22 protein-coding genes are annotated in these 13,609 nt (G+C 37.6%); 20 read left to right on the top strand and 2 right to left on the bottom strand.

The window, feature by feature from the left end; genetic code table 11:
- The first annotated feature begins 14 nt into the window (after window positions 1-14).
- The 7 genes from L3D05_RS14250 to L3D05_RS14220 all read left to right on the top strand — a co-directional run bounded on the left by L3D05_RS14250 (window position 15) and on the right by L3D05_RS14220 (window position 4,035).
- The gene (locus L3D05_RS14250; protein WP_239616814.1) at window positions 15-536 is read left to right on the top strand and encodes a hypothetical protein; all 522 of its coding nucleotides are present in this window, start codon (window positions 15-17) and stop codon (window positions 534-536) included.
- A 47-nt stretch (window positions 537-583) separates the two neighbouring features.
- Complete coding sequence (locus L3D05_RS14245; protein ID WP_239616898.1) at window positions 584-1,090, top strand: DinB family protein; 507 nt, start codon at window positions 584-586, stop codon at window positions 1,088-1,090.
- Window positions 1,091-1,331: 241 nt separating this feature from the next.
- Window positions 1,332-1,763, top strand: coding sequence for a hypothetical protein (locus L3D05_RS14240; protein ID WP_239616813.1), 432 nt, complete (start codon window positions 1,332-1,334; stop codon window positions 1,761-1,763).
- A 37-nt stretch (window positions 1,764-1,800) separates the two neighbouring features.
- Complete coding sequence (locus L3D05_RS14235; protein WP_239616811.1) at window positions 1,801-2,169, top strand: VOC family protein; 369 nt, start codon at window positions 1,801-1,803, stop codon at window positions 2,167-2,169.
- A 43-nt stretch (window positions 2,170-2,212) separates the two neighbouring features.
- On the top strand, window positions 2,213-2,641 hold the full coding sequence (locus L3D05_RS14230) for a hypothetical protein (RefSeq protein ID WP_239616809.1): 429 nt from the start codon (window positions 2,213-2,215) through the stop codon (window positions 2,639-2,641).
- 46 nt (window positions 2,642-2,687) lie between these two features.
- Window positions 2,688-3,332 carry a B-box zinc finger protein gene (locus L3D05_RS14225; protein WP_239616808.1) on the top strand — a complete coding sequence of 215 codons (645 nt, stop codon included), beginning with the start codon at window positions 2,688-2,690 and terminating at the stop codon, window positions 3,330-3,332.
- 19 nt (window positions 3,333-3,351) lie between these two features.
- Window positions 3,352-4,035 carry a hypothetical protein gene (locus L3D05_RS14220; protein WP_239616806.1) on the top strand — a complete coding sequence of 228 codons (684 nt, stop codon included), beginning with the start codon at window positions 3,352-3,354 and terminating at the stop codon, window positions 4,033-4,035.
- Between the two features lie 43 nt (window positions 4,036-4,078).
- Here the strand turns inward: L3D05_RS14220 and L3D05_RS14215 are convergent, their stop codons facing one another.
- Window positions 4,079-4,447 (bottom strand): hypothetical protein, encoded by a 369-nt coding sequence (locus L3D05_RS14215; protein WP_239616805.1) that lies wholly within the window; start codon window positions 4,445-4,447, stop codon window positions 4,079-4,081.
- A 328-nt stretch (window positions 4,448-4,775) separates the two neighbouring features.
- Here L3D05_RS14215 and L3D05_RS14210 point away from each other — a divergent pair, with 328 nt between their 5' ends.
- From L3D05_RS14210 to L3D05_RS14195, 4 genes are all read left to right on the top strand, one after another.
- Complete coding sequence (locus L3D05_RS14210; protein ID WP_239616803.1) at window positions 4,776-4,976, top strand: DUF4177 domain-containing protein; 201 nt, start codon at window positions 4,776-4,778, stop codon at window positions 4,974-4,976.
- 145 nt (window positions 4,977-5,121) lie between these two features.
- On the top strand, window positions 5,122-5,646 hold the full coding sequence (locus tag L3D05_RS14205) for a hypothetical protein (protein WP_239616802.1): 525 nt from the start codon (window positions 5,122-5,124) through the stop codon (window positions 5,644-5,646).
- On the top strand, window positions 5,643-6,497 hold the full coding sequence (locus tag L3D05_RS14200; RefSeq protein WP_239616800.1) for a phosphotransferase: 855 nt from the start codon (window positions 5,643-5,645) through the stop codon (window positions 6,495-6,497). Before L3D05_RS14205 ends, L3D05_RS14200 begins: the two co-directional genes overlap by 4 nt.
- A 33-nt stretch (window positions 6,498-6,530) precedes the next feature.
- Complete coding sequence (locus tag L3D05_RS14195) at window positions 6,531-7,517, top strand: hypothetical protein (protein WP_239616798.1); 987 nt, start codon at window positions 6,531-6,533, stop codon at window positions 7,515-7,517.
- Here the strand turns inward: L3D05_RS14195 and L3D05_RS14190 are convergent, their stop codons facing one another.
- Window positions 7,518-7,952 (bottom strand): hypothetical protein, encoded by a 435-nt coding sequence (locus L3D05_RS14190; protein WP_239616797.1) that lies wholly within the window; start codon window positions 7,950-7,952, stop codon window positions 7,518-7,520.
- A 281-nt stretch (window positions 7,953-8,233) separates the two neighbouring features.
- On the opposite strand from L3D05_RS14190, the gene L3D05_RS14185 reads away from it, so the two are divergent.
- The 9 genes from L3D05_RS14185 to L3D05_RS14145 all read left to right on the top strand — a co-directional run bounded on the left by L3D05_RS14185 (window position 8,234) and on the right by L3D05_RS14145 (window position 13,564).
- Window positions 8,234-8,755 (top strand): GNAT family N-acetyltransferase, encoded by a 522-nt coding sequence (locus L3D05_RS14185; protein WP_239616795.1) that lies wholly within the window; start codon window positions 8,234-8,236, stop codon window positions 8,753-8,755.
- Window positions 8,756-8,872: 117 nt separating this feature from the next.
- A complete protein-coding gene (locus L3D05_RS14180; protein WP_239616794.1) occupies window positions 8,873-9,424 on the top strand; it encodes a nucleotidyltransferase family protein in 552 nt (183 codons plus the stop codon).
- A 106-nt stretch (window positions 9,425-9,530) separates the two neighbouring features.
- Window positions 9,531-10,157 (top strand): nucleotidyltransferase family protein, encoded by a 627-nt coding sequence (locus L3D05_RS14175; protein WP_239616792.1) that lies wholly within the window; start codon window positions 9,531-9,533, stop codon window positions 10,155-10,157.
- Between the two features lie 46 nt (window positions 10,158-10,203).
- The gene (locus L3D05_RS14170; RefSeq protein ID WP_239616791.1) at window positions 10,204-10,650 is read left to right on the top strand and encodes a VOC family protein; all 447 of its coding nucleotides are present in this window, start codon (window positions 10,204-10,206) and stop codon (window positions 10,648-10,650) included.
- A 198-nt stretch (window positions 10,651-10,848) separates the two neighbouring features.
- The gene (locus tag L3D05_RS14165; protein ID WP_239616789.1) at window positions 10,849-11,547 is read left to right on the top strand and encodes an MBL fold metallo-hydrolase; all 699 of its coding nucleotides are present in this window, start codon (window positions 10,849-10,851) and stop codon (window positions 11,545-11,547) included.
- A 38-nt stretch (window positions 11,548-11,585) separates the two neighbouring features.
- Window positions 11,586-12,197, top strand: coding sequence for a transglutaminase-like domain-containing protein (locus tag L3D05_RS14160; protein ID WP_239616896.1), 612 nt, complete (start codon window positions 11,586-11,588; stop codon window positions 12,195-12,197).
- A gap of 59 nt (window positions 12,198-12,256) precedes the next feature.
- Window positions 12,257-12,712, top strand: a complete 456-nt coding sequence (locus tag L3D05_RS14155; protein WP_239616788.1) for an SRPBCC family protein — start codon at window positions 12,257-12,259, stop codon at window positions 12,710-12,712.
- A 28-nt stretch (window positions 12,713-12,740) separates the two neighbouring features.
- A complete protein-coding gene (locus L3D05_RS14150) occupies window positions 12,741-13,283 on the top strand; it encodes a YfiT family bacillithiol transferase (protein ID WP_239616786.1) in 543 nt (180 codons plus the stop codon).
- A complete protein-coding gene (locus L3D05_RS14145) occupies window positions 13,283-13,564 on the top strand; it encodes a hypothetical protein (RefSeq protein WP_239616785.1) in 282 nt (93 codons plus the stop codon). Before L3D05_RS14150 ends, L3D05_RS14145 begins: the two co-directional genes overlap by 1 nt.
- Window positions 13,565-13,609 lie beyond the last annotated feature (45 nt).

The following is a 13,609-nucleotide window of genomic DNA, read 5'->3' as shown; positions in this document are numbered from 1 at the left end:
AAGATGGTGTTAGCATGATTATAAAAGCTAAAGAACTGTTTACTTCTTACGACGGTAATACACTCCAGATGTATCGTGAGGGACGATATGAAGAATACAAACAATATAATATCCCTAAGGAAATAGAAATTGAGTGGTTTAGAGAAATGATTGATCAATATTCAAGGGAACTATCAATCAGGGACTGGAAAGCAGTTTATCGATTAAGTTCAATTGCAAGCAATTATCAAGATGATACTATTCTCAAATGTGTTTTGTCATTTGCTTCAAGAAATGTGATGAGTTCTGACAGCATTGTTAAGCTTATGTATGCGGAAGGGATAATTGAAATCCTTATGAAAACTAAAAAACATTTGGATAACGCCCTTGTAAATGAAGCATATAAATCAACCTATATTATTCTCGAGGATATTATCAAGAAACCATTAATTATTGATCCAGGACATGAACTAGAAAATTACAACTTAAAAGACAAAAGATCATTAAATGATAGAGCCACAAGAAGTATAGAAAAGATAAGGAATGATCTTAGCTAATTTAAGGAAGCGGGATATCGCAAAAAATGAAAGAAAGGGAGTTTTTTATGGAACTTCAAGAAATCAAACAACAATTAAAAGAAACAAGAGACGAATTACTTGGAATTCTTAATGGTTTGAGTAGAGATCAATTAAACAAACAGAAAGACTCAAACAGTTGGAGTATTGGTCAAATATGCCAACATCTAATCAAGACTGAAGAATTATATGCCATAGCAATTAGGAGAGGATTAAAGAGCAAAGAAGAATCATTCATAGAGAAAAAGTCATTAGAGTTTCTACTTGATAGAAGTAAAAAGTTGATAGCACCTGACATTGCTCAACCAACTGATGAAATTTTAGAATATCCGGAAATTGTCGAAAAACTGAATCAATCAAGAGAGAAGTTAAATGAAATATTAAACTCAATTGAAGATCTATCAGTGTTGCATAGGAGACATTTTACACACCCAGTCTTTAAAGAGATGTTATTAATTGAATGGGTTAAATCAATATACTTGCATGAACAAAGACATATTAAACAAATTAATGAAATAATAGATGGGTTTCAGTAGGGCGTTACTTATGAATAAATATAAAAAATCAATACGCTGGTTACTTTTCTCGTCGGTAGCATTTGCATTAATCTCTAGCTCACAAGTATTCATTAATATTTATTATGAGAGTTAGAATTGATTCTAACAAAACGAACGGGTCAAATATTACAAGTCAACGTATCAGCGAATTCAAAGGGATGAACGACGAGAGTATATAAGAATGGTATCAGAAAATTTAGAGATTATTGGAGTTGGTTACATGAAAAAAGTAAGTACTTCCTTTGTATTTTTCACCATAATCTTAGCCTGTTTAGTTGGATGTAATAAAGCTGCTTCAGTGATAAATGAAGTAAATATTGAAGGACTCAATAAGAATGCCAAAATCTTTGTTGATAATATCAAGAACAGCAATGGGTTATATTTATTTTCGCCGATTGATGAAAAACAATACCTAATCGTCAGTTATTCAAACGTACTCCAAGGAGAAGAAGCCAAATTTCTTAGTTCGATTAACGCAGAAGTACAAGATCAAACATTAACTATTAATCTTGAAGAATTAGTTACACAGGATTACCAAGACAAAAGATTAAAGAAACTAACCATTTTTAATCTTGGTAGTGATCAAGAATATGAGAAAATACGAATATTCAAGAACGGAGAAGAGACTCATTTTGATTTAGTGGGTGGATGATGATCCTTGCTGATGTTGAGTGGACTGGAGGTAAGGAATGAAGGTTAAACGGATTGTTACCAACATAGAAACCCAAGATATCAATGCAGCTAGATGCTTTTACCATGACGTGCTCGGCCTCGATATATTGATGGATCATGGTTGGATCGCTACGTACGGTTCGCACGAAGAGATGAGTATCCAAATTAGTTTTGCATCGCAAGGGGGTTCTAACACGCCAGTGCCTGATCTATCCATTGAAGTCGATGATATCTATCCGGTGTTGGAACGTATGGAGAGTGCTGGGTTTCCGATAGAATATGGACCCGTGGATGAGCCTTGGGGTGTTCGGCGTTTCTATGTCCGCGATCCATTTGGCAAACTCATCAACATTCTTGCTCATGTGAATACAATTGACGCGACTTAGATGCCGGCATCAGTATAGGTTATTGAAAGCGAGTGAGTGATAAATGAAGAAAGTTTGCTTAGCTCTAACAATTTTGTCCTTGTTAGTGACCGGTTGTAGCTTGGAAGTTAAGGTAGATAAACAGGATAATGTTCTTGTTTACTTTGCAAAAGGGGAGACTTGGGCTTCAACTTATACTCTAATAGATGCAGGAGATACCCTGTTTGACTCCTTATATATTCAGCATATTGGGAATAGAGAGACGGAACTGAAACCAATCGAATATGTGCTTGAAGGAAACGGAATTAAATCAGCAAGTCAATATCCACAGAAGCTACAGGGAGTAAGAAGTTTTCAAGTTTCCTCTGAGTACAATAAGCAATTAATAGATTTAGAAGATAATGAAGATAAGGAATACAAATTAATAATTAAACAAAACGGAAAGACGGAAGAGCTGACTTTAAGATTAGTCGGAGAAGAGGGCAACTTCTGATAAGAGCCCTGACCAAGTAACAGACTTTGAACTTAAAGAGGTAATTATGAACTGTTATTATCATGAGACTATTGAAGCAACAAAGCCATGCATTCAATGTAAGAAGGCGCTTTGCAATGAGTGTTTTCATTCTGAATATCCGGAATACTGTTGGAGTTGTGGACTTGATCATGATAATAGACTAGGAAATGCGGAATTGGACTTCCAAATCCCCAAGTGGCTTGAAAATACAATTGTTTTTTATATTCTTCATAAATTGTTTTCAGCTCTTGGGTCTTGCTTTATTTTTTCAATTATTATGTGCGTAATATTTGGTTTTTTCAGATTTGACGCAATTCTATTATTCGTAGGATTACTGACTTCAAGTATTGTTTACACCTATGGGATCATTACTTCATTATTAATTGATTTTGCTGCACGATATATGAAAACAATGAGGGTATGGTACTTCAACGGAGGATTATATTTATTGTTTGGCCTGCTATTTCCGTTTATTGAGAAGTTGAATATTGTTATGCCTCTTCATGTGGGGATTGATAAACCTGTTAGTGCAGTTCTTGGAGGATTTGTAGCTTTATTATTTTTTATGCTGCAGACAATTAAAATGAATAAAAAACTAATCATTCTCGGTGGCTTAGTTTCATTTCTTCTATTAGCATTCTTCACAATGATGATACTTATTAATAGATAGAGCTAAAGGAGATTTGTGAATGGAATACATATTTCTTTTAATAAAACTCTTGATAGCTTTAAGTTCAGCTTTTATACAAACTAATACCACTCCATCAAATAAGATTATTCAGAGTATAAACGATTCAGATATTGACCAAGACGGTGAAATTGCTAAAATAATCCTCTTTTATAATACAACTCAAAAAGATGTTGAATTAAAAATTATGAATTCAGAAGTAAGTGTTATTAAAGTCGAAGATGAAAAACAAATATTCAATCCTGAGCCAAGTAATAAATATACATTTCAGATGATGACAAAAGGCAATAAGATTTTAGTTGGTTCTACTTATTCTTATACCAATAAATATGGGTCGACGTCTAAAGTGAATTGTTATCAGTATGAAGATGGAAAGATATCGAAGATATGGTCATCTGATGATGACGATGAAAAGACGTTTTTAGATTTTGTTAAATCTTCTAAGGATAACGGACAATCTAAATTGGAGATAACTTTGATAATTACTCCTGAGTTTAGTTTTTATGATTACAATCATGATGGTGATCAGGAACTCATAACAAAATCAATTATCAGTATTGAAGGAAGTTCAATTTCGAGTGTTTATTATTCAATTTATGAATTCTCTAATGAAGGAGTCAATCAAATTGAAGGCTGGTTTAGTGGTAATAATCCATCGTTAGAAAAGGAAATTCCGTTCAATTAAGGTATATCAATCATCTGGACAATTAAGAGGTGATTTTAATCAACTATTCCTGCATTGTATATAATGCTCTTCCCCAAATCCCAAATAATAGAAAGTCATTATGATCTCGAGATTCCCCATTACTATAAACGATTAATTGATTAGGTCCATCATTATCACTATTTGAATACCTTCCATTTTCGCATTGAACAAAACCAAATTTCATTCCGGGTTCTAATTTCGTGTTCATTTCCATCAACCTGTAACTTTTTCCAAGCCAGTTAAGAAACTTTGGCGGTGCATCACAAGAAGTGGATTTTCCAATGACTGATGGAACTTTTTCAGATATTGAGTCATTGTTTGAACTGCATCCAGTTGAAGCTATTAGGATACATAAAGCAAGATACATAATTAATTTATGAATTGCACTCACTTCCTCTTTAAGCATCTAATAAAATGGACGATAAACATTTTATTAAAGTTCAATCTTAGTATAGTCGAATTAGGTAGTGGGAAATCCGAACAGAATTTGCTATTAAAAGAACGGAAAGTGGATATCGAAAATAGTGGAAGTTAGAATAAACAAACCGTGACCCTTCTGGCGTTACGGCTTTTTTTATTGAAGAACTGAAATCATCATTAATGATAATAGAAGGCAGAAACAGAATTGCTGGGTTATAATACCATTTAAGGTTATGTTGTAAGGTGATTCTATTTTACCGAAGGTATTAACAAACAATAACGATTATGGAGGGTCAGTGATGGAGAGATGGGAGTACAAAACACTCAAATTCAAAATAGGCAGCTTTTGGGGTAGGGTGAAAGTAGATGAGAACGAATTCGAAACGGCACTTAACGCTGCGGGAGATCAAGGCTGGGAGCTAGTGTCCAGCTTGGATACCAATGAATATCAAGGGCAGTCTAAAGAATTAATCGTCATCATGAAAAGAAGGAAGGCATAAGTGTTGATCTGATCATTCCATTTAAAAACAGATTTTAGCGGAATAGATTGATTAAAAGGAACAAATTTACTTTCTAGAACGTCAAATATTATAGGAGAATTGCTATGCGTTCATAAAGAGTTTATGTATAAGGAATGTGATATTCATGCGTAAGAATCTGCTAACTCTGCTTGTCATACTACTCGTATGCGCAGGATGCATAGCGAAACAATCAACGCCGGATCAAGATTCGAGTAGATCATCAGAGTATACGGATGATTCTTTCAAAGTTTCTTTACGCTATCCCTCGGATTGGAATCAAGATACTTCCTATCTACCCTCAGTTAGATACGTTGGGAATGATGGTTTTTTTCAGATCGATGCCGGAGGAACCGGATCAATAACGATTGATGAATTCGCTTCAATCAATGCGAATCATACATTGAATCCTTTTGGGACCAAACCTGAAATCATAAGTTTAGAGATCGATAATCAAGATGCACGATTAATCAAACCATCGAATGATCAACCTGATGACATGAAAGATCAAGCCTGTTTGATTGTTAAATACCCGAATCCGGTAAAAATCGGAGATACACGATATAACTTTGTAATCCTTTACTCGGATTCAAAGTCAATCGAGAAAATCTCCGCTACGCTTACTTTCGATAATGAGGCGAACAACAAATGAGAGTTGAACCGAACATTCAAGAGATCAATGAGATCCTTCGGAAACACAATTTCAAAGATCAAATCACAAATATTCAAAAGATATCCGGAACAACAGATGGTCTCGTCTTGAAACTCGATGATAAGTACATTCTAAAGTTTGATCATCCTGATCAGATCGATTTAGCGGAACAATTGTTGAGTACTTATCAGAGCTCCCATCTGCTGCCAAGGCTTCTCTTTACTGCGTCTGATAAAACTTATTTTCTCTATTCGTATATCAAAGGTACTACTCATTATAATCGTGGCAGGAAGTTGGATTGGTTATCGCTCTTAGTTGAAGAATTATTCAATAAATATATCAAATACGAAAATGCTGACATCTGGGGAAGAATAGAGTATCCCCGTCAATCGTGGCTTGAATTCAATGCAATAAGCGTGGAGGAAGCTCGAACTCTTATTGGAAATACACTAACAACGGAAGACTACCTATATATAAAGTCATTAGTTAATAAGCTGTATGGAGAAAGTGAAGATCAAGGAGAAAGGTTCTTATTGCATGGAGATACTGGAGTACACAACTTTGTGTATGATCAGCATAAATTAATAGGCGTAATAGATCCGTCACCTATGGTAGGTCCTGTGATATATGATTTTCTCTATGCTTTTGTTTCCTCGCCGGATGATATCAACAGGGACACCTTATTTACTACATTTGATTTATTAAAACATAATCAGATGAGCAGGACTAGGTTAATGGAAGAAGCAGCTTTACAGCTTTATTGTCGTATCGGGCTTAGCCGTAAGCATCATCCCGATGATTTAGCTGAATACTTAATCGCATGGGAACGGTGGAAGGGATATTGTAAGTAAGAAGAGGCTTCATATTTGGGAAGGATGATTCAATTGTTAACGGCCAGATCAATACTAACAATACTGATCTTAGCGATAGCTGCTCAACTATCCTCCTGTACTTCTCACAGTAATACATCAGGAGATATGGAATCGCCCACCATAACTACAGAAACTAAACTAGTTGAAGAGACTGAACAAGATGACGACAAAGCAATTGACTATTTGTTCGAGACTGTGACAGAAGCAAGTGATTATCGTAATATGCTTGAAGCCAATAACGCTAAAATGATTATCATGAACAACGGAATTACAGACTTAGCTGACAAACCAGATAAGTACATTGAATTATACATAGGAGAAGATAAAGAAGCCTACACCGTTAGATGGCATACCTTCTATATTAGGGAAGATTACAAGGAAATATTAATTGATAATGTCGTTACGGGTGAAATATTGAGTCTTGAAAGTTGGAGACAAGAAGAAGCTCAATTCGAGTTGAAGGCTCCGCGTGCTGTTGGACAATCCATCTATGGACAATTGCTTATTGAACCGCAATCTGAAGAAAGTATTCATAAACTAGGAGCTCCTAGCTGCTACGGATTAGAAGAAGACTATAGTATCTCTGCTGATTATGAGGTCGTATTTAAGACGGGATCAACTCGAATTCCCATTCAACAATTAACAAGTATTGAAATTATTAATCCTAAAGACGAGACGTTACAGATAAAGAAAGTAAAGATGGGCGATACCGAATTGTTTTATTTTATCCCTAGATATACCGATTGTCATAGTTTAGAGTTCTACCTTTTTGCAATGGATGAACACGGAGCCTATCCAATTACATATCTTGTTGATGATAAAACAATTGATCAATATGTAATCTATCCTAAAGATGAACCGAAGGTCGTTAAGAATAGGTTTGTTTTTAGGGGGGGCTTCGGAGCCGGAATGGATACGGTTTCTGAGTACTCATTCAAATTTGATAGAGAGAATCATCAAATGATATTGGATACGGTGTTACAAGTGAAACCTAATTAATCATTGCAACCAGATATCGCTCAAATTATTCAATCTAATAAACTTCTGAGTGTCATAATCTAACTCAACGATTTTTTGTTTGTGATTATCTAGAAACAATAATGCCTTTGGCTTAATATCGTGCTCTAGGAATAAGTATATCTCGCTGACTTTTGTTGAATAAGAACGGTGAGGAATTTGTACTGGGGTTGTGAAAGGGATATGAACAACTAGTCCATTCGTGGGATTCATCGAAAAGCCCCCAAAAACAACTGGGCAAGACTGGAGAACCTCAAATACAGATTTTTTTAACTCAGGTGTTAAGGGCATGATTTTAGTCACTTTTTCTTGTTTAACATCAAATACAGAAACAGTGGGCAGTTCTTTGGATATAGCTGTTCCCTCCGTAAGAAGAAGAGAAATGACTGACATTAATAAAATTAATTTGAATTTCATAAAATTCACCTCAGGTGGATTATTTCCCGGAAGAGTGAATTTTATAAGCTTTAGGATTAGGTGGATCACGAACAGCACTATAAAATGAATACTTGGAGGGCGAGATGAAAATATTTTTTTAAGAAATATCTAATAAACTTGGAAAGTAAAAAATTCGCAATGGGTTTGCCTGTCTTTTCGACATCGATTACTGTAATGTATAGAGGAAGTAGGGTCGTCGATATTGATGGGAAACTTTCTACAGGAATAAAAAATAAGAAGATTAAAGGTAGGGACATCTAATGACTATTAGCATCCGAACGGAACACTCGAAAGATTATCCTCAAGTTCATTTTCTTAATTTCATTGCTTTTGGAAATCGGCAAGACGAAACAAGAATCGTTGAGAGGATTAGAAAATCATCCTATTTCGTCCGGGATCTCGCGCTTGTTGCCGAAGAAGACGGAGAAATCGTTGGCCAAATGATGATGAGCAAAGCCAAGGTCGTCGATGGTAATCAATCGCAAGAAGTAATCGTGTTAGCTCCGATTGCAGTAATACCACCCAAGCAAAAACAAGGCATTGGCAAATTGTTAATTAACGAAGGCATAAAAAGATGTAAAGAATATGGCTTCGATGTAATCTTTGTTATTGGCCATCCAACGTATTATCCTCAGTTCGGTTTTAAACCAGCAAGGCCTTACGGTGTGGATGTCAAACAATTCGAAGTTTCGGACGACGATTTCATGGTATGCGAGCTGACAGAAAACGCGTTAGATTCAATTAAGGGCGAGTTAGTATATCCGAATTCGTTCTTCGAGTAAATTAAGGATGCCGGCCGGTTTGAGATATTGCGTAAATAGCAATTGATCAAGCCGGTTTATTCCGAACGTTGCAGGATCAATCGACACTTTACTAAAGATTCGAAACAGGTGGGTTTAATGAGCCTTGAGAAGAAACTAATTAGGATATTGTCGACACATCCCAATATTCAGAGAGACTTAGAGCTGGTTACATCATTGAATTTGCCGAATGCGTATATTGCAGCAGGATACATAAGGAACTACGTTTGGGACTATCTTCATAACAACACTAACATCACTGCGTTGAACGATATTGATGTTATTTATTATGAGCAGAAAGACTTATCTGAAGAGACTGAACGCCGTTATGAGAGCCAATTGAAGACTAAGATAGGCGAATATAATTGGTCGGTAAAAAATCAGGCTAGAATGCACTTGAGAAATAACGAAGAACCCTATCTGTCCGTTGAGGATGCGATGAAGCGATGGCCGGAGACAGTAACCGCAATTGGCGTCACCCTTGACCCCGACCATAATTTGTCGATTATAGCCCCTCATGGACTGGATGACCTCTTTAGCTTAACCATTAGACGAAGTCCGAATTTCCAAGATCGTGATTATTATATTGCCAGAGTGAAGAGCAAAAAATGGATGAGTAATTGGCCAAAACTCTTTCAAGTGGATGAGTGAAGTGGTCCTGGCTAAGGCTGAGTCTTTATTTTGAAGAAAAGTTAAGTGTGATTTGAATTATTTCAATTTTCATTATTATCAATCTATTAAAGAAAGGCTACTAATCATGAGCTGGAACAAAGCGCTTAGAACATTTTGCGAACGATATTCTCAATCCAATTTGGATTGCAAATGGATCGTTGTTGGTTCTGTTAGTTCAGTATTGCAGAATGCCGAGATCATTCCGAATGATCTAGATATATATGTTCAGGATATAGAGGATGTGATCAAGATCGCAACCTTGCTCGAGCCGTTTAGTAGGGTAACGAGAAGCGAGCTTTCGTATTTTGACGCAGATTGGTTATCGTCGATCGATGAACCGTATTTTACGCAAACTTTTTCTTCCGGATTCACATGGACTAAAGGGAAATGGGAAATAGATGACTTTAGCGTAGAAGTCGTTCAAATATCAGACTCTGCTGGCATACCTGACTCCGTTACAGGTGATGGAATATGGGAAGGCGGTAAATATATTTGGACACATGCTAAATTTATTGATTTCGAGCATTATACGATTCCTGTAGTCCCGTTAGAAATTCAACTGGAATCCAACATGAGAAGGAATAGGCAAGATCGAGTGGATGCCATCGTGGATGCGTTAAGAACAAACGGGTTTGATAGGGAATTATTGAACAAAGTGATCTCCGACAAGAATTGTGAAATTAAGAACCGATTTAGTAGAGGTGGGTTATAATACCAGTTAGAGAAGGAATGAGCGAATATTCGAAAGGGGATTCGAAATGAGCGGATTGAGAATGGAGCAACAGTTGAAGATGGGAACTGCTTTTCAGGTACGGTTGGTTACCGATTTGAAGAAATCACAACAGTATTATCGCGATGTACTCGGATGTCACGTAGATGATTGGGGCCATGCAGAACGCGATGGATTGAAAATCATCTTGCAGCAAGCTTCCAATCCGGAAGACGTGCGACCCAATGCTCCTTCTCAGAAGCGTTCGGATTATCCTTCGGAATGGGAAGGTCCTGACTATGGTTGGGATTCTTTTGTTCATGTGACGTGGGATGAGTTGGATCTCTTGGTCGATGAAATAAGGGGCAGAGGCGGAAGGATTGCAGTTGAGCCGTTTACGGGTTCTCACGGCAATTGGGAGTTCAAGAACGTGTATATCCAAGACCTTGACCAATATCATATCGTGCTGGGCGCAATGCGTGAAATGGGTCGCTGATGTGGAAGAGAGGATAACGCTCATTGATATTCAGCAGATGGCCGAGTTGCCTAATTATGAAATCGAAGAAATTAAAGCCGTTGATAGATTGCCTGAAGGATTGAACTTTGGAGACATGTTTTACAACTTACATCGTAAATGGAACGAATATAAACATAAAAACACGCAGAGACAGAGTGTGGAAAGGTGAGAAGTTAGATGCAGCTATATGCGATTAAGTTCGGCGAATCCTCATTCAACTCCAAATACGCCTTTCGCGATGTCACTTCCGACGATAAAATGCAAATCTCATGGTCTTATTACTTGGCTAAATTTAACGATAAAACAATCCTATTCGATGTTGGTTTCCGGGACTCCCTTATTGCCGAAGAGTGGGGCATTACTCTAGTGAACGTCAATGAAGAGGTCAATCATTTAATCAACGATGTTCAAGTCGATACCGTATTCATTACGCATAGCCATTTCGACCATATTGATAATGTTGATCTATATCCGGACTCTCAGATCATTATTGCACACGATGATTTCCTAGATGCTCTGAATAACCGAACCCCAGAAGTTAAATCAAGGCTTCTCCGAGACAACGTAATAACGGTTAAAGATGAATACCTATACGATAATAAGTTCAGGTTCAAAGTCATAGGCGGCCATACTGTCGGCTCATCGGTCATCTATTTCGAACATGAGGGGAACAACTTCGTTATTACAGGCGATGAATGCTACAACCGCGATAATATGATTTCTAATAGACCCATTGGTGCTTACATGAATACGGAAAAAAACGAAGCCTTTCTCCAGGATGCGAATCACAAGGGGTACATTCCGTTGCCGTATCATGACCTCTCTGTTTTTCAATCCTATAAACTGGTTTCGAGTCATATTGTTCAGATCTTGTAAAGAGAATAGTAACTTTAGCCGGAAGGGATGCGGTCATGTTGAAGCTAGTATGCGAATCGCCCCATATGCAAGACTACTTAAACGAACTAGAGGAAGTAGATTTTCGTAACCCGAATATTCAACTTAAAATGCATGAACTGTTAGACAAGAAGCCTTTGTCTGAAATGGAGTATATTCGAAAGGCTTATGAGTTTGTCAGAGATGAGATCTCCCACTCCTGGGATATCCTAAGCACAAGAGTTACGAGAACGGCATCGGAAGCGCTTGAGCATAAAGAAGGAATCTGTTACGCGAAATCCAATTTGCTAGCAGCACTATTACGCGCGAATCGTATTCCGACTGGATTTTGTTATCAACGTTTGACTTTAGGGGATACGCCGGACACCGGTTATTGCATTCATGCCTTAAATGCCGTCTATTTATCCGAGTTGAATAGATGGGTTCGGTTGGATGCTCGAGGGAATAAAGCCGGCGTTCATGCTGAATTTTCTACGGATGTTGAACAGCTGGCTTTTCCGGTTCGTGAAGTGTATGCGGAGCAAGACTATCCGACAATTTATACCAAGCCCAATTTGCAAACGATGGAAGTATTGAAAAAGAGCAACGATTGCCAGTATATGTGTTTGAACGAGTTGCCAGTAGAGATTTAATCCAAGTGAATGCAAGACAACTTTCATGCTTATTTTTCTAACGAATCGAGGTAAACCCAATGGTTACGGTCAGAACAGAAGTCATCATAGATGCTCCATTAGAAACGTGCTTCGATTTAGCTAGAGATATTGAAGTTCATACGAGAACGGTCTGGAAACATACGAAGGAACGAGCGATCAATGGAACGACAACGGGAACGATCAATGAGGGAGAAACGGTAACCTTCCAGGCTACTCATTTCTTAATCAGACAGAAATTAACCTCAAGAATCACTGGATTTGAGAAACCCTATTATTTCGTTGATGAAATGGTAAAAGGCGCCTTCAAGAAACTGAGGCACGAGCATCATTTCGAAGATCACAACGGGAAAACGAGAATGGTTGATACATTAACGTTTACCGCTCCTTTAGGAGTTGTGGGATGGATCGTCGAAAGAGTCGTACTGAAGCGATATATGAGAAAATTCCTTGAGCACCGCAACATTCAATTGAAAAAAATTGCAGAGATGAGCTGACATCCAATTAACTAGGGGGAGTCGTGAAGTGGACAATATTCGATTTCCTATCGGCCCGTTTGAAGCCATTAATAAACCTACAGATGAAGACCGGGCCCATATGATCGATCAAATCCCGGAAATTACGAAATCGCTAAGAAATATCGTTAAGGATCTCACGCCGGAACAGCTAAATATTCCTTACCGTCAAGATGGCTGGACGATCAAGCAAATTATCCATCACTTAGCCGATAATGATATGAACGCTTATTTGAGGTTCAAGAGGGCGTTGACCGAAGAGGAACCGATGGGGAGCTCTTACCGGGAAGACTTATGGGCGGAGCTATGCGATTACAAAGATGTCCCTATAGAGAATTCCCTCGTCTTGCTTGAGACGCTCCATAGCCGTTTTCTGACCTTGCTTAAGGGGCTGAAGCCGGACGATTACAGAAGGACGTTAAGAACCCAAGTACTTGGAGCAATCTCCCTAGATGGTGCTCTCCAAAGATTCATATGGCATAACCGGCATCATATTTCGCAAATCGAATCTTTAACGAAAACCAAATTCATCCTCATGAAAGGAGTAGAATAATGAAATTCGCTAAAATAAAGAAGTGGTCGACTGTTGTTATTGTTGCAGGTGCTCTTATCCTTTTGTATGGATTATCGCAGTATTTGCTGGGCTCTTACTCATCCGATACTCCAGAGTCCGTATTCTGGGCCATAACATCAAGACGGATTGCGTTTCCGATATGCGGATTAATCTTGATCATAGTCGGTGTCCTTAACTTAAAGATCATTGATGGAATAGAGGAGGAGATATCTGAAGTCAGATACGAGATCAATAAACTTCGCAGTAAAATTAATGTCTAACTGCCAAAATTTATTGACCTATCGTCATTAGAGGGGTACACTTTT

Origin of the sequence: Cohnella mopanensis, assembly GCF_022352055.1 — a bacterium.
GTDB classification, from domain to species: Bacteria; Bacillota; Bacilli; order Paenibacillales; family Paenibacillaceae; genus Cohnella; species Cohnella mopanensis.
Note: the sequence above shows the minus strand (reverse complement) of the source record. Positions and strands in the feature narration are given on the sequence as shown.